General features: G+C 35.2%; 9 protein-coding genes, 1 tRNA gene and 1 pseudogene. 6 read left to right on the forward strand and 5 right to left on the reverse strand.

The genetic code is table 11. The features are described 5' to 3' along the window. Positions 1-4 precede the first annotated feature (4 nt). Positions 5-670 (forward strand): annotated as a pseudogene (locus BXU11_RS01610) (helix-hairpin-helix domain-containing protein); the annotation flags it as partial. Between the two features lie 816 nt (positions 671-1,486). Here the strand turns inward: BXU11_RS01610 and BXU11_RS01615 are convergent. From BXU11_RS01615 to rseP, 5 genes are all read right to left on the reverse strand, one after another. After that, entirely contained in the window at positions 1,487-3,547 is a 2,061-nt protein-coding gene (locus BXU11_RS01615; RefSeq protein ID WP_078210778.1) for an AAA family ATPase, read from the reverse strand. Between the two features lie 4 nt (positions 3,548-3,551). Next, positions 3,552-4,049, reverse strand: coding sequence for an ABC-three component system middle component 4 (locus tag BXU11_RS01620; protein WP_078210779.1), 498 nt, complete (start codon positions 4,047-4,049; stop codon positions 3,552-3,554). 2 nt (positions 4,050-4,051) lie between these two features. Next, positions 4,052-5,299 (reverse strand): ABC-three component system protein, encoded by a 1,248-nt coding sequence (locus BXU11_RS01625; protein WP_139363426.1) that lies wholly within the window; start codon positions 5,297-5,299, stop codon positions 4,052-4,054. A 354-nt stretch (positions 5,300-5,653) separates the two neighbouring features. Next, positions 5,654-5,727: transfer RNA gene (locus tag BXU11_RS01630), tRNA-Asn, on the reverse strand. A 133-nt stretch (positions 5,728-5,860) separates the two neighbouring features. Next, positions 5,861-7,204 carry an RIP metalloprotease RseP gene (gene rseP / locus BXU11_RS01635; RefSeq protein ID WP_024980526.1) on the reverse strand — a complete coding sequence of 448 codons (1,344 nt, stop codon included), beginning with the start codon at positions 7,202-7,204 and terminating at the stop codon, positions 5,861-5,863. Positions 7,205-7,483: 279 nt separating this feature from the next. Here rseP and BXU11_RS01640 point away from each other — a divergent pair, with 279 nt between their 5' ends. From BXU11_RS01640 to BXU11_RS01660, 5 genes are all read left to right on the forward strand, one after another. Continuing rightward, a complete protein-coding gene (locus BXU11_RS01640; protein ID WP_078210781.1) occupies positions 7,484-8,524 on the forward strand; it encodes a Gfo/Idh/MocA family oxidoreductase in 1,041 nt (346 codons plus the stop codon). Between the two features lie 89 nt (positions 8,525-8,613). Continuing rightward, complete coding sequence (locus BXU11_RS01645) at positions 8,614-9,825, forward strand: MFS transporter (RefSeq protein ID WP_078210782.1); 1,212 nt, start codon at positions 8,614-8,616, stop codon at positions 9,823-9,825. 392 nt (positions 9,826-10,217) lie between these two features. After that, a complete protein-coding gene (locus tag BXU11_RS01650) occupies positions 10,218-13,055 on the forward strand; it encodes a TonB-dependent receptor (RefSeq protein ID WP_078210783.1) in 2,838 nt (945 codons plus the stop codon). Positions 13,056-13,079: 24 nt separating this feature from the next. Then, positions 13,080-14,435, forward strand: a complete 1,356-nt coding sequence (locus BXU11_RS01655) for a DUF5689 domain-containing protein (protein WP_078210784.1) — start codon at positions 13,080-13,082, stop codon at positions 14,433-14,435. A 401-nt stretch (positions 14,436-14,836) separates the two neighbouring features. After that, positions 14,837-15,700: an RHS repeat protein gene (locus BXU11_RS01660; protein WP_078210785.1), complete on the forward strand. Its 864-nt coding sequence runs from the start codon at positions 14,837-14,839 to the stop codon at positions 15,698-15,700. Positions 15,701-16,018 lie beyond the last annotated feature (318 nt).

Genomic DNA, 16,018 nt, shown 5'->3' on the forward strand with positions numbered 1-16,018 from the left:
AAAAGCTAGCAAACATTTGTTGAGTTATGTGAGTGGTATTGGAGAAAAGCTGGCCGAAAATATAGTGACGTATCGTTCTGAAAATGGTCCTTTTGACGATAGAAAACAACTCAAAAAAGTACCGCGTTTGGGAGATAAAGCCTTCCAACAAGGCGCAGCATTTATCCGAATTGCCAATGGTAAAAATCCATTAGACAATTCGGCAGTACATCCCGAAGCTTATGCCATAGTAGAAAAAATGGCCAAAGATTTGAAAACTTCTGTTACTGATTTGATTGCCAACAAAGAAAAAATTGCGCTCATCAAACCCGAAAACTACGTAACACCCGAAATTGGGATTTTGGGTATCAAAGACATCCTCAAAGAGCTCGAAAAACCAGGATTGGATCCAAGAAAATCGGCCAAAATATTTGAATTCGACCCGAATGTCAAATCCATTAAAGATTTGAAAACCGGAATGATTTTGCCCGGAATCGTAAACAACATCACCAATTTTGGTTGCTTTGTTGATATCGGAATCAAAGAAAGCGGTTTGGTACACATTTCCCAACTCAAAGCGGGTTTCGTAAGCGATGTCAACGAAGTAGTCAAACTCCACCAACACGTTGAAGTAAAAGTAACCGAAGTCGATGAAGAAAGAAAACGCATTCAGTTGACGATGGTTATTTAAAAATGGAAATCTCAAAAAAGAAATTCCAAATTCCAATGCGTCACACTGAGATATCATTTTAAACTAAAAAAGCAATATAAGATGACATTATGCTATGTAAACGTTTTCTTTTAAGCAGCAATACTCCCCTCTCGAGAGGGGCTTGGGGTGTGTTTTCATTTTGAGAGGATATTTTAATTCCTAAACTTAAAACGTTAATGGTAGCGCAATCGAAGAGCAAATTCTAATGCGTTTCTTGAAATCTTTCAATTAAGATGTATAAATAAACAAAGCCCGGCAAGAAAATTTGTCGGGCTTTGGTTGTTTACAGCTATGGTGAATTTAAAACTAAATAGGTTAAGCTTAATCCTGTTCTAATACTAAGTTTCATTTCAAACTTATTTTCCCTTGCTCAGTTTTTCAATCTCTTTCTTTACTTCATCCATCAATTGCTGTTCCGTTGGTAAATACAATAAATTCTTTTTTTAGTTCCATTCTATTTATGATTTATTGAATTGTGAACGCACTGCGTTCACAATTGGAAACGTTCTGTAAAATTGGCGATTCCTCTCCAATTGACTAACAGAAAAACCATTACCAAACTCAGCCTGCAAGTCTTTAAACAACGGTTTTATTAAAAAATTACCTTAGCCACGCTTGTTCTTAATAGTGAACTCTGATTTCACCATTTGCAAACCCATAATGTTTCAAAGATTGTTTTCAAAAAGGTTTTGAATGTCTCTCTCCAATTTAAAAGGTTTTTCCTTTACTTGTTCAAGGGTATTGGATGTATTGTGGTATAAAATTATCAATGAGTTTTATTAATTTACAGAAATTTTATTCCGTTTCGTCTAGATCAAAGAAAATATCTCCATCTATTTCTTCTCTCAATCCATCATATAATTTCATTTTATCTTTGAAATTATCAATAGGAGAAGCATCATTAATAAAACCAATTTCAGCTCCAACAATATTTGAATTGACAGAATAATGTTTTCTAACATATGGTTTTAAATCACTACTCATAGATTCTGGAATGTCATTATCAACAACTATTATTTGAAAACTATTTGAAGATTTATTAAGCGATATTAAATACTTGTAGATATTTTCATATTTTTTTGAATCATTCATTCCTTCAGCAATATCTTCTTTTACATCTGTTTCTAGTAAATCTTTATCCTTAGTCTTTCCAATATATTTTGCAATAGTATCAATCATTAAAAAAGATGGGTAATTTACACTGTTTTCAGATGCATAAAGCATTAGACTAATAAAATAGCCCACCGAAGTTATTGTTCTTACACCACCAGATGTAATTTGTTCATACTCTCTATTTCTTATGTTTGGTAAAAATGTTTTAGGAGAAATTATGACACTTTGTGTGTTTTTAACACCAACAAAATTTACAAAATCTTTTAGTTTTATGCCTAAATCTTTAAAGACAGCATCTAACTTTGGTGCATTTTCTTTTAAATCTTTTAATGTCCCGTTAAGTTCGCCTATTTTACTGTCTAAATCTTTTATTTCGTCATCATTGATTGATTGTTGAATTCTTATCTTATAAAAATGTTTTAAATTTTTTCTATCACTCTCTAAACTACCAACTCTATGAGATAAAGCATCCCTTTTATTAATAAATGGAGAAACAATATCTATAGACTGTTTATCTAATAAAAACCTTAATTCTTCTAATTCACCTGCTTTTGATTTAATTTTATCTTCTTTATTTTGAATAGATTCTTTAAGAGCATCATAAATTTTTTCAATTTCTTTTTTTCTTCTTCTTAAACCATTTAATTCTCCTTTTATACTTGTTGAATCAGAACTTGTATAATGTTCTTTTAGTTTGCTTAAATTAATTGATTGTTCACAGATAGGACAATCCGCCTTTCTATCTTCTATTTTTGGAAATTTATCTATGACTTCTAACGTTGCATTTGCTTTTCTAATGTCATTACTATATTCATTTCTTAATGATATGTTTTGTCTAATTTCTTGTTGATTAACATTTAATTCTTGACTAATTTCTGAAATTTCACTCTCTTTTTGCTGAATTTCTTTTCTTAAATAATCTAAATCAGAACTATCCTTAATAATTTCTTTATCAATATTTTTTAATTCATTAATGATTGTATTTACTTCATTATCAATATTTCCTAGTTTTACTTCCAAATCTTTTAATGAATCAACTTCTGTTTCTTTAAGGAAAGAGGAAACTGATTTATTTTTTTTCTCTAATTCGCCTTTTAAATTGATTTTTTCTGCAATAATTTTTTCTAGTTCTAATATTTGACTATCTAATACGTTATACATTAATTTAAAAGTTTCACGTAATTTTACTAAATAAGGTTGGTTGTCTCCAAAAATTTTTTTATTTCCAATTTTATCTTGATCTAAATAATTATACTTAAAAACGTCTCTAAAACTCAATCTTTTCATTTTAGAATCGGCCTTACTAGGAGCCTCTTTTAGTTTAATAATTGGAATATTCATTGACGATAAAAGAAAATCCGAAAAATACCCATCTTCACTAGTTTGAACATAATTCGGTGAATAATATTTAGGAAAAAAATTATTTATCTCATTATGTGAACATTTATAGACTTCTATTTCACTAGTTGGCTTAAAAATATCTCTTTTAATAGTATAAACTTCACCTCGTAAAGCAACTTCAAGCAAGCAATATTTACCTGTAATTTCAATTTCATCATAAAAATCAATTTTACTTGAACCTAAACAATAATTTATTAAATTAAGTATACTTGATTTACCAGTATCTGAATCACCATAAATTATATTTAATCCTTTTTTAAATGGGACTTCATAATTCTTTCTGCTTCCAACTAGAATTAGATAATTTACTATTAGTTTAGGTGTTGCTATTTTTAGTGCCATTATATTATAAATGTGATTGTATAATTTGATTAATTTTTGAATGTGTCATACTTAATAAAGGTTTCATTTGTGATAACAATTTTTTTAACCTTTGAAAATATATTGATTCAAGTTGATCAGCATATTTAATTCCATTTTCATTTATTAAGTAATAAATTTGAGAATCCTCACCAATTTTAATATCTAATAAACCATATGAGATTAATATGTTTAATACTAATTTAACTTTAGTAAAATCAAACAACTGGCTTTTATTCGGGAACATAGCTTCAATTGAATAAATTTCCGAGTTATTAAGACTTAATATTTTCTTATGTTTTTCATCTAATATTTTATTTAACAATATAGGATGCTTAGTTAAAAAATCAAATTGGGTAATCCTCTCAAGATTAAACACAAATTCTTTTTTTGTAAAATCCGAAAGAATGAAAAGTTGAAATAATAATTTTCCAACAGTTAAATTAACTTCATCGTCTGGAATATATATTGGTAATCTTCCCATAATTATTCTTTATTTAATGCCTTTTTGAACTCCTCGAAGCTAATTATATCGTGTTTTTTATCCCACCAAATGCTACTGTCTTTATCAGCAAGCTGATGTAACATTCCAAATTTTTGTATACTTTGGAGAGGTGGATATAAAGAAATTAAATGCTTTTTATCTTCTTCTAATATTTTTTTGTGCACTGCTGTTAAAAGTTCATTAGAATTCTTATGGATACCGTTTATCATCTCGCCAAATTCAATAAAATACAATTCTTGAATTTTTGTATACAATGGTTCCAAAGTATTAATTTCAACACCTAATGACTTAAGTTTTCTGATTGTAAATTCAGCATTATAAAAAGCCATTTTTGAACTGCTCAAAAGTGTTGAATGAATATCTGCCATTATTAATTTTAAAACAAATATCTCTTCATCATACTGTCCTTTATCATTAAATTTTTCATGAATCTCAATAGATTGAATTTTCTGATTCTTCAAAAAATCATTTAGTTCAAAAATTAATGCATCAACAATAACATTTTTTTCTTTTGGTACGATTATGCTAAAATGATCATCGTCAGAGTATATTATTGATTGACTGTCGGCATCCAATGCAATTGAACTTTCTTTAGAGACTATTTTATCATAGAGTCCTTGTCCATAAATTCTTTTAGGTAGACTCTTACTTTGAACCCATTCATTATTCATGGCTGTAATGCTTTCACTTAACGCGGCTAAATCATTTGCTTGTACATTGTTGATTAATGATTTTCCAAAATTTGCTATTATAGAGCCCGAATGTGGTGTTGCAAGCGATACATATAATTTAACCTTTGAATCAGTATTTTTTTTTAAATTATCTAATATATATCTTTTAGCAACTAAGCCTCCCATACTATGTCCTATTAGAATAATATTTTTATAATCTGCACATGTATATTGAATTCTTGATTCTAATAATTTACTTAATTCGGGTATTGGAAGATTTATTCGGTTTTTATTTTTAGTTAAAAAATTAAAGACTGCTTTAGATTTAGGAAAAATATTAAGTAATTCTGTATGATACTCAAATAGTGCAATGTTGAAATTATTAAATATTTCTGTATCCTTAATTAAATAATCAATTAATGACATTGAACCATCATTTTTTTTCCAAGTTTCCTCACTGCCTATAAAACCGTGTATAAAAATTATTAAATTTTTTTTGTCTAAACAATTATGTACAAAATTTATCATCTCTAAAATATAAAAAATAATTCTTCTCAACAATTACTATTTCCTCATCCGTCAACCTATTCAATGCATACATCATTTGGTCAATTTCCTAATCTGAATAGCCATTTTAATGACTATCCACACAAACTTACAAAAAATGTGTTGGGAAGTAACTTAATAAATTGAAAAAAAAACAAAATTATCTTACAAGTAATTTGTATCAATAAATGACAATCAAAAGGGTAATTTTTTAGAATGAAAGCAAAATCCAACCCAAGGTTTTAACGCATAAAAAAAGCCCAACATTGCTGTCAGACTTTTAAGCTCCTCCGCCGCGGCGGACTCGAACCAAGTTCAAAAGTTTATTCCATAAAAAAAGCCCGACATTGCTGTCAGGCTTTTAAGCTCCCCCTCTTGGGCTCGAACCAAGGACCCTCTGATTAACAGTCAGATGCTCTAACCAACTGAGCTAAGGAGGAAACTGTGTATTATAATGCGTAGTAGGAACGTTTTCTGTTGCTATGACTGACATTGTTTGTTTGTCTTAGCGGTGGCAAAGATACACCTAATTTCAAGTTCTGCAAACAAAAAATGAACTTTTTTTCATTTTTTTTATCTTCCCACAATGGCCTTGTAGATGTCGTTTCCGTTGGCAAATAAAAGTAACGAGATAAGTAAAACAAAACCAACCATTTGAGCATTCTCTAAGAATTTGTCACTTGGTTTTTTGCCGCTAATGATTTCGTATAATAAAAATAGGACATGGCCACCATCCAAGGCTGGGATAGGCAATAAATTCATTACTCCCAACATTATTGACAACAAAGCCGTGATACTCCAGAATACTTCCCAGCTCCAAGAACTAGGAAAAATATTAAAAATAGCTGCAAATCCGCCCACTTGTTTGTACGCTTTGGTTTCTGGATTGAAAATCATTTTCAATTGCTTGCCGTAGCCTAATACTTGATTGGTTCCTTTTTCAATACCCACAGGGATCGATTCGAAGAAGCCGTATTCTTGTTTACTGATTTTGTAATACCCTAATTTCTCTAAAGATTCTAAACCTAGTGCACCAACATGAACGCCTAATTTGGCCTCGTTATTAACAATGACTTGCACCGGTACTTCTTTTTGATCACGAATCACAACCGCTGGAAGGGTTTTGCCTTTATTCGCTTTTAGGATAGCTGATACTTGATCGTAATATTTAGCAGGTTGCCCATTTAAGGAAACCATCACGTCTTTGGCTTGTAATTGTTTATTTAGTGATTCTTCAGGAATAACGGTAATAGCAAATGGCATACGGATGCCTACAAGAGGCCCTTTTTCTAGTTGTGATAATTGGTCAACAACATCAACAGGCATAGTGATGGTTTGAGCAACACCATTGCGTTCAATGTCGATTTTTTTACCCATGATAAGCTTGATGTTGATTTCGCTGTCGAATTTTTCGATTTTTTCACCATCAATGGCCACCAAATGATCGCCAGTTTGAAAACCGATTTTGTTCATCACCGGATTTTCAATTAGTAATCCGTCTTTCATATCCTTCATGGCTACAAAATCCTCGCCGTATACAAAAGCCATTCCTATATAAATAATGAAAGCCAAAATGAAGTTTACCGTAACGCCTCCCAACATAATAATCAAACGTTGCCAAGCGGGTTTCGAACGGAATTCCCAAGGTTGTGGGGGCAAGGCCATTTGTTCCTTGTCCATACTTTCATCGATCATCCCAGAGATTTTTACATAACCACCTAGAGGCAACCAACCAATACCATATTCGGTTTCGCCGATTTTCTTTTTAAGTAACGAAAATTTAAGGTCAAAAAACAAGTAAAATTTCTCTACTCTAGTTTTGAATAATTTGGCAGGAATAAAATGTCCCAATTCGTGAAGAATAATTAATAAGGACAAACTCAATAAAAATTGAGCAAACTTGATAACGATTTCCATTGTATACTTTTAGTTCTTAAATAACGCACAAAAATAGCGTTTTATATTTTATTTGATGGTGCAATATACTACTTAGGATTTTAATTGTTTGTTAATTCGGTAGTCTCCTTATGAATTAAAAATGCGTCAACTCTTTTTTGTTTGATTTTTTAGGAAACAATTCTTGAAGCCGAATGTCAAAATTTGGCCAAAATCAATACAAAAAGAAACTGGCCTTATAATTCTACGTAAATTTGCCAAATTGCCAAATTCTTTCAATTTTTTAATCTCTCTTAATTTATGCAAAAAATAGAAACAGCTTTACTCTCCTACGGCATGTCTGGAAAAGTATTTCATGCTCCTTTTCTCGATTTACATCCTGGTTTTGAAATAACGGGTGCTTGGGAACGAAGTAAGAAATTGATTCAAGTTGATTTCCCTCGAGTAAAGAGCTATGCTTCTCTAGAAGAGTTATTACAGGACGATTGCGATTTGGTAATTGTCAATACGCCTGTAGGCACACATTATGAATACGCCAAACAAGTCTTGCTAGCCGGAAAACATGCCATAGTAGAAAAAGCCTTCACCACTACCGCTGCCGAAGCCCAAGAATTAGCTGCTTTGGCGGAAGAAAAAGGACTACACTTGGCCGTTTTTCAAAACAGAAGATGGGATAGTGACTTCAAAACCGTTCAAAAAGTAGTGCAGGACAAAATCCTTGGCGATATCGTAGAAGCCGAGATTCATTTCGATCGCTATAATCCCAATTTGAGTCCCAAAGTTCATAAAGAAACCCAAAACGCAGGTGCTGGAATTCTAAAAGATTTAGGGCCGCACATTATTGATCAAGCCTTGTGTTTGTTTGGTTTTCCCAAAGCGGTAAGTGCTGATATTCGCATCACACGAGCTCATTCTTTGGTAGACGATTGGATCGATATTACCTTATTTTATCCCGAACTGCGTGTGCGACTCAAAGCGGGTTTTTTTGTACGAGAACCACATCCTTCGTATACGCTTCACGGCAAGAAAGGCTCTTTCTTAAAACCGCGTGGCGATGTGCAAGAAGACGAATTAAAATTAGGCAAAAAACCCAATGTGACCATTTGGGGTACTGAACCCGAAGCCTTACAAGGAGCGTTGCATACCGAAATAGGAGGGAAGGTGATCAAAGAAAAAGTACCTACACTACAAGGCAATTACTATGCATTTTTTGAGGGTATGTATCAAGCCATTACACACGGAAAACCAGTTCCCGTTTCAGCTCACGAAGGACTACAAGTCATGCAAATCATTGAAGCCGCGATACAAAGTCATCAAGAGGAAAAAAGAATTCAGGTATAATATAGAATGCAGAAAGTTTAAACAGGTTTTAAATTTGAATTGAAAACCTTTTATTAAATTTGATTGTAAAACACTAAAAATCAACTATATTGATTTATTTTAATTTTTTAGAACGCCTCAAAAAGAAAGGAAAATACAAGAAAGCGTATAGCGAAGTAAAGGAGTCTTACCTCAAACGCATCCGTTGGGCTGTGTCCTTTTTTTATTTTGGAATGGGCTTGGTGTTTGCCACTTGGGCCAGCCGAATTCCCACTATCAAATCAGAGCTCAATTTATCTGAGAGCGAATTGGGAACGATTTTATTTGCGCTTCCTTTGGGGCAGTTGACCATGATGCTTTTTTCGGCCAAGATCGTGACCCGTTTTGGCAGTAATGTCACCTTACCGATTTCAATTTTATTATACACATTTAGTATGACCAATTTGGGCTTGGCACAAACCGAATGGCAATTGGCAATTGGGTTATATCTCTTGGGATTGACCGCTAATTTAACCAACATTTCCGTCAATACCCAAGGTGTTTATACCGAAGGCTTGTTCCGACGCAACATTATGCTGTCTTTTCACGGTGTATGGAGCATGGCAGGATTTACAGGAGCCCTAATCGGATTGGTGTTGTTAGGATTCAATATTTCTACTTACACTCATTTTGTGATAGTAGGGATAGCAGTGTTTGTGTTGGTAGCCACCAATTATACTTTTTTAATCAAAGCCAAAGAAAGTCAAGGTGCAGCCAAGAAACAATCTTTTTTTAAAGTCGATACCACCTTGATGTGGTTAGGAATTATAGGTTTTTGTAGCATGGCTAGCGAAGGGGTAATGTTTGATTGGAGCGGCGTATATTTCAAAGATGTTCTCCAGGTCAAAGGATCCTTGAGTGTTTTAGGCTATACCTCATTTATGATCATGATGGCGTTAGGACGCTTTTTTGGCGACCGACTCACTCAAAAAATAGGACGCAAAAAAGTCATGCAAATCAGCGGATGTCTCATCTCGATCGGGTTACTCACAGCAGTCATTTTCCCTTATTTAATCCCCGCAACTCTTGCGTTTATGGTCGTAGGTTTAGGAGTTTCAACCATTATTCCAACCATGCTAAGCATAGCCGGAAAGCACCCAACCATTCCCACCAGCCAAGCCTTAACGTCAGTTTCTAGCATCAGTTTTCTTGGTTTCCTTATTGGGCCGCCCGTTATTGGCCACATTGCCGAAGCTTTTGGATTGCAATTTTCCTTTGCTTTCATTGGAATTTTTGGTTTTCTCATCGCCATCATGGTTTCTAAAATAAAAATACAGGAGTAGTTTTTTAGGAGCAAACGTCCCTACTTTTCAAGACCAGTCGTCCTGCTGTACACTATATCTTGTGGTCCCGAACCCCGGAACCACAAGGATACCGTTCCCATCAGGGCTAGACTACCTATTTTTATTTTCAAAAAAAGTATTGCATTTTTGTAAATCTTAATAGTTTTTGTATTACATTTATAAAACAGAATAATTAATTATCAAGCACTTATATAATACACCTTCCAAAATACCACTTTGTATTTTTTACAATATTTGAGTTTTTATGCTCAAATTTCCAAAAACGTTTTATTAATTAATTTGGGGTGTTACACTCCAAAAACTGTTTTATTGGAGGATTTCCTTAAAAAGATCCTCCATTAAAGCTGTTTTTTTATTTTATAAAAACGCCTATGCAAAAAAAACTATTGGTTATTTTTTTATGTTTATTGTTTAAAAAAAATTATGCCCAAAACGCAACTGGATTTACCCTAAAAGTTATCGAGGCCCAATCCAAAAACGCCCTTGCTTCAGTAGTGGTCACGATTCAAAACACTTCTTTTTTGCAACTCACTTCATCAACAGGAACGGTCGTATTTGAACAGCTTTTGCCTAATACCTATTATGTTTTGGTACATTCTCAGGGTTATAAGGATCAGTTACTTTCCGTAAACGTTCATCGAAATACGATGTCTGATTTAGGCACCATTCTACTCAGCCCCGACCTAATGTTGGAGCAACAAAGTGCCACTATTGCACTCAACGAGGACCAACTCAACGATGATTTTAATAGTTCCGAAAGTACTGCACCGTTACTACAAGCTTCTCGAGATGTGTTTCAGCAAGCCGCTGCTTTTCAATGGGGACAAAGTCGTTTTAGAATTCGAGGTCTCGATGCCGAAAATGCCACGTTGCTTTTGAACGGTATCGCCTTAAATAAACTCTATGATGGTCGGCCGCAATGGGGAGATTGGGGTGGGATTAACGATGTGTTGCGCAACCAGGAAATTGCTATCGGTACCGCAGCTTTCGACTACAGTTTTGGCGGAATTCTAGGCGCTCAACAGATCAATACCCGAGCTTCTAGCTATCGATCTGGAATACGACTCTCTTTTGCGGGTACTAACACCACCTATAACTGGCGCATGATGGCGACTTATGCTTCAGGGGTTTCCAAAAAGGGTTGGGCATTGGTGATTTCGGCGGGGAAAAGAATGGGAGTAAATCCCTATTTCGAAGGCACCCATTTTGATGGAAATTCGGCTTTTATCAGTATCGAAAAGCAAATCAATGAAAAACATGCGTTCAATTTTACCGGAATTTATACTCCCAATTCACGCGCGAAAACCGCTCCCAACACTGCCGAAGTTTTTGCACTTATGGGCGCACAATACAATTCGTATTGGGGCTTTCAAGAAGGCAAAAAACGAAACGCCAGAATCAAAACCGTAGAAGAGCCGCTACTCCTACTCAATCATTATTTCAAAATCAACGACAAAACACAACTCCAATCCGCAGCGCTTTACCAATGGGGAAAAATTAGCAACAGCACTATCGATTTTCAAAATGCCAATAATCCTGACCCCACTTATTATCGAAAAATGCCGAGTTATTTCAGCTCACTTTTCGAACGAGACAACGGCGAATTTTCTGGAGCTTTCATTCCGGATACCGAAAATGCCGAAAAAAGCCGTTTAGCTTTTTTAGAAAATCCACAAATCAATTGGAATGCGCTTTACCAAGCCAATCAAAAACCAGTTTTGGATGGCAAAGGAAACATTCTTAGGTACGAACCTTCAAAAAGCAACTATATCGTCTATGAAGATCGAGCCGATGAAACCGTTTGGGCCGCCAATAGTCTCTTGAATTCTCAATTTTCAGAGCATGTTTCCATCACGGCTGGTGCTCATTTTAAAACATCAAAAACGCAGCAGTATCAAAAAGTGGTCGATCTTTTGGGAGGTTCGTATTTTGAAGATATTGATGGGTTTTATACCGGTGATCAAGCGCAATCCGACTTGAATCATCCCAATCGTCAAGTGGTCGAAGGCGATAAATACGGCTATAATTATTTCATGAAAGCGCAAGTCATACAGGCATTTACTCAGTTTCAATTCCGATTTAATTCGATTCATTTTTATGTAGGACAACAATTTTCTAGCACCAGTTATCAGCGCGAAGGATTGTACAAAAACGGGATTTACGAAAACAATTCTTTAGGAAAGAGCGCTAAAGTGACCTTTGAAAATTTCGGATTCAAAGCTGGAATGACCTATAAAATTTCTGGCAAGCAAGCCTTTTTATTTCATGCCGCCCACTTAAGTAAAGCCCCCACAATTCAAAATACATTTCCCAACGCCCGGTTGAATAATACGATTGTTGCTGCTCTTTCTAGCGAAACCCAAAGCAGTTTGGAAGCGACTTATCAATACCGAACGCCTTTTTTGAAAATGCGTTTGACCACTTATTTTGCGTTACAAAAAAACACTACCAATCATTCCTTTTTTTATGCAGAAGGAATTTTTGACGACGGTGCGGGCTATACCAATACTGACGCCTTCGTGGGACAAACCTTAACGGGACTTGACAAACAAAATTTGGGTGCTGAATTAAGTCTTGAATATCCTATTAGTAGCACCTTAAAAACGACACTGGCAGCTGCTTACGGTCGGTATATTTATGCCAGCAACCCCAACGTTACCGTAACCAATGATGCCCAAGCTTCGCTCCAAAACACCAATCCTGTTTTTGATTTTGGAAAAGCCATTCTTAAAAATTACTATCAAGAGGGAATGCCTCAACAAGCCATTAGCCTTGGAATAGAATATAGAGACCCGCATTTTTGGTGGATAGGTACCAACTTAAATTTTATCACGGAATCTTATGTGTCGGTTTCACCTATAGCACGAACGGCAATTTTTTTCAGAAACCCTGCCAATGGATTTCCATTTCCCGAAGCGACCGAGGAAAGAGCCAAAGTGTTATTGCAACAAGAAAAATTAGATCCGCTACTCCTCTTGAACTTTACAGGCGGCAAATCTTGGCGAATAAGAGGTAAAAATTTAGGGCTTTTTGTAAGCGTTTCTAACCTCCTCGATACGCATTATCAAACAGGTGGTTATGAACAAGCTCGGAACGCCAATTTTAGGGCGCGTAATCAAGACATTTCTAGTGGTACGCCCAATTTTGGTAACAAATATTTCCAAGGCTATGGCCGCAATTATTTTGTCTCCCTCTATCTGAATTTATAATCAACCTCGTTAAATTTAAAAAGTATGAAACGTTATATTTCTTCTCTTTCAATCCTTTTTGTCTTTTCCTTCTTCTTGACGAATTGTGCTCAAGAAGATTTTGACTTTCCAAAATTAGAATGTACCCAAACTGATTTAAAAGTCAACCAAACCGTCGCTCAGGTTAAAGCCAATGCCAATGCAATTGTGGCGCAATACCCTTATGACGATAGTATAGAAGCATATGTGGTTTCGAGTGACGAAGGTGGTAATTTTTTCAAAACCATCAGTTTTCAAACCTTGGCCACGCCTACTTCGCCAGCCATTGGTTTTAGTGTACCTATCGATGCCACCAACTTATACATCGATTTTCGATTGGGCAACAAAGTCTACCTTCAACTCAAAAATCAATATACGGATATCAATTACGGTGGACTCAGAATTGGTGCTATATATGTCAATTCCTATAATGAAGGTGGCGTGGGTAGACTTTCGCAAAACGATTATAAAAAAGTGCTGTTCCCTTCTTGCACCATTATCGAAGAATCGCAATTGACCAAAGCCACGACCATTCCCGAACTGCTGAATGACGCCAACTTAAACACTTTGGTCGAATTGCAAAACGTACAATTTACTACCGATGCTGTAGGACGAAAATACTATGAAGAAAGCGAAGACATCGGTGGCGGCACCAATTGGAATTTGATGGACCAATTAGGGAATCAGGTTATTTTTAGAACCTCAAGCTTTGCCAATTTCGCCACCAAAACAGTCCCAAAAGGAAGCGGAAAAGTCAAAGGGATTTTGACCAAATTTGGCACCGATTACCAACTCATCGCCCGTTCCGAAAAAGATGTGAATTTAACAGGCGCCAGTATCACACCCTTCTTCAAGGAAGATTTTGAAAAAGTAGTCGATAAAACCAATCTAAGTTTACCCGGCTGGACGAACTTAGCCCAAAAAGGAACGCCAGTATGGAAAGGCACGGTGTACAATGGCAATGGTTACGCCGAGTTTGCGATATCTGGAACCAAAGTAGTTTCAAATGTAGCTTGGTTAATTTCTCCCAAAATCGACTTAGATATTTACACCAATGAAATCTTGACCTTCCGCTCGGCCCAACACCATCTCGATGTCGATTCGCCTCTGAATACCTTAGACGTTTTCATTTCCACCAATTTTGATGGTGTAAACATTGCCACCGCCACTTGGACTCCCTTGAAAGCCACAGTGCCCAAACAGGCTACCCCTTGGTACCAATTCATCGGCTCGGGCGCCATAGATTTAAGTGCGTTCAAAGGCAAAGTCAATATTGCCTTTCGCTACACAGGCTCAGGAAAAAATGCCGCACTAGACGGTGCTTTTATGGTGGATGATGTGCAAATTTTTGGGGATAAGTAGGTCTCTATAATTAACTAATTTTGCTATCAAAAAATAGGTTATTATTCAGGTGTTTTTTTGGATATTAATTGCCTCCAACTTTAGAGGGATGAAATTTGAAAGCATTAAAGGCTTTAGCCCAAATTAGCTGCTTTTATTTGGCTAAAGCTAATGAAATCAATCCCCATAACTCCAGCTAAAGCTGGAGCCAATTGAAAGCAAGACTAGCTGAATAGTTACAATAATAGAAAGAGTCAATGGTTGCTGTTTTCGCCGCAAAAAATGCGGTGAATAACTTCTTTTTTCACCGCATCGCAGTTATTTTTATCTTGATTATATTCACAAAGAAATGATTTTCTAAATCGCGTATACTAACAATCATTTTTGTATTTTGGCCGTCCCAAATCAAAACCAAACCAAAAATGAAAACCTATTTCGCGGCCTTAGTGCTGATGACTTTTTCGTATGTAATACACAGTCAAACACCTAACAAACCCATTCAATTAAAGCAAATTACTGTAGTTAAAACCAACTTTAGAAACCTTAAAAGTGGGGAAGCAATTCACAAAACTTACGATTTTGACCAAGGAAAATTAGTTACTATCAAAACCTCGGATGTGACACAAAGTTTTTTTTATAACGCCAAAGGCTTGCTCGATCACACGGTAAAAGACCGCAACGGCAGCAACTGGAAAGAGGTAATCACTTATGGTTACGACGCTCAAAATCGCTTGGTTTTATTTTCGAAGATGTATGAAGAGAATGGAAGTAAGGTGACCAAAACTGTAACATATACGTATGAAGGATCCCGAATTCAACAGGTGACCAAAAAAAGCACCACGCAACAGCTTTTTGTAGAGGAAGTAGATTTTGTGATAGAAAACGGGAAGCTTGTTCGTCGTTCGGTTCGCGACAGAAACAAACAGATCGTTCACAAAACAGAGTATCTGTATGAAAAAGGGAACAACACCAAACAAACCGGACTTTTGGGGGATAAAACGATCAAATATTTTGGTTATGATGAAAAAGAATCAGCCAATTTGTTGATGGTGAAAGCTATTTTTGGACCCAATTATCAAGTGATTGTTCCTTTGGTTTCGTTTCAAGAAGAGGAGTTCGCTATCCATGATGTTAGTGTTAACAACGAAATAAAGTTCAACACTTCCACTTCGCCGATCATTAAAGCAGGCACTTTTAAATACAATGCCCAAAATTATCCAGCTTCTTACGTGTTGATCGAGGACAGCGGCATGATCAAAACCGTAAAAACATATCTTTACGAGTGATTTTTTAGGCTATCGAATGGACGAACAAATAAGCCACGAATTCACGAATTTTTTTAAATAGTAATTGGTGCAATTTTTTTAGAATCAAATAAATTTTAATTCAAGCATTCGTGGCTAACCTTTTTCACTAAGCTTCAAAAGTAATTTGCGAATTTGCGGTTCCTTTTGGATTTTGCCTCGAATTCACGATTTTTTTTAAATAGTAATTGGTGCAATTTTTTTTTAGAATCAAATAAATTTTAATTCGAGCATTCGTAGCTAACCTTTTTCACTAAGTTTCAAAAGTAATTTGCGAATTTGCGGTTCCTTTTGGATTTT

Source organism: Flavobacterium sp. LM5 (genome assembly GCF_002017945.1).
Taxonomy (GTDB): domain Bacteria; phylum Bacteroidota; class Bacteroidia; order Flavobacteriales; family Flavobacteriaceae; genus Flavobacterium; species Flavobacterium succinicans.